Below are 811 nucleotides of genomic sequence, written 5' to 3'. Positions count from 1 at the left end.
AGGTCCAATATTGTGATATTTATATAAACTGTCAATAATATGTTTAATAGTTCACTCTTTTTTATAACATAATGTTCAACTCAAATTGAAAAATTTAATTCACCTAAACTTCTAAAACCATAATTTTATTTTCTATTTGTATAAAATATTAATATTTATTGGTGAATTTTAAGTGATATAACTATTATAAGATATCAAGTGCTGTTTTAATATACTTAGCCTTTTTTTTCAGTTTTTCTAAATCAGATTCTATATCTTTTATAGCTTCCTCAATATCATTAATCATTGGTTTACTAGCTTTAAAAAAGTAATACCGTGTTCATTTTTCTCGGGATGACTATTTAATCGATATGGAGTTATGTTATGTGTATATTCATCTCTATACTTTAAAGTACGAATAGGACTATTTTTATTTAGTGCATTTCCTAGTTTTTTAAAATTTTCATCGTCAGAAGACCTTAATTTTTTTACTAATTTTTTTCTAAAGCCTAATTCTAATTTGACTTCATAAGATTGGGTTAATTCTCTTACTAAGATAAATAATAAATCGTGTATAGTATGTAAAAAATGAAGTGCTATATTGTGGTAATAAAATACCCAATAATAATTTTTCTTTTGGCTTTTTGTATATGGTAAATTCTTATAAGCATACTTCAAACATACAAAAGAATTGCAAAAATATTCACAAGTATCATGTAATGAATTGATAGCGGATGGTACATTTGAACCTATTTGATCAAATCCACTTACTAAAGTATTAGCCGCTGAAAAATCAAATATATCCATCTCTGTAAGTAATTTATTATATTCA

At 24.2% G+C, this 811-nt stretch carries 1 protein-coding gene; it reads right to left on the bottom strand.

Annotation, left to right across the window (positions count from 1 at the left end; all coding sequences use genetic code 11):
• Positions 1-282: 282 nt before the first annotated feature.
• Positions 283-811, bottom strand: a 529-nt coding sequence (locus tag CD138_RS13835) for a Cthe_2314 family HEPN domain-containing protein (protein WP_103266026.1), incomplete at its 5' end; no start/stop codon positions are given.

Origin of the sequence: Staphylococcus intermedius NCTC 11048 (assembly GCF_002902385.1) — a bacterium.
Lineage (GTDB): Bacteria > Bacillota > Bacilli > Staphylococcales > Staphylococcaceae > Staphylococcus > Staphylococcus intermedius.
Note: the sequence above shows the minus strand (reverse complement) of the source record. Positions and strands in the feature narration are given on the sequence as shown.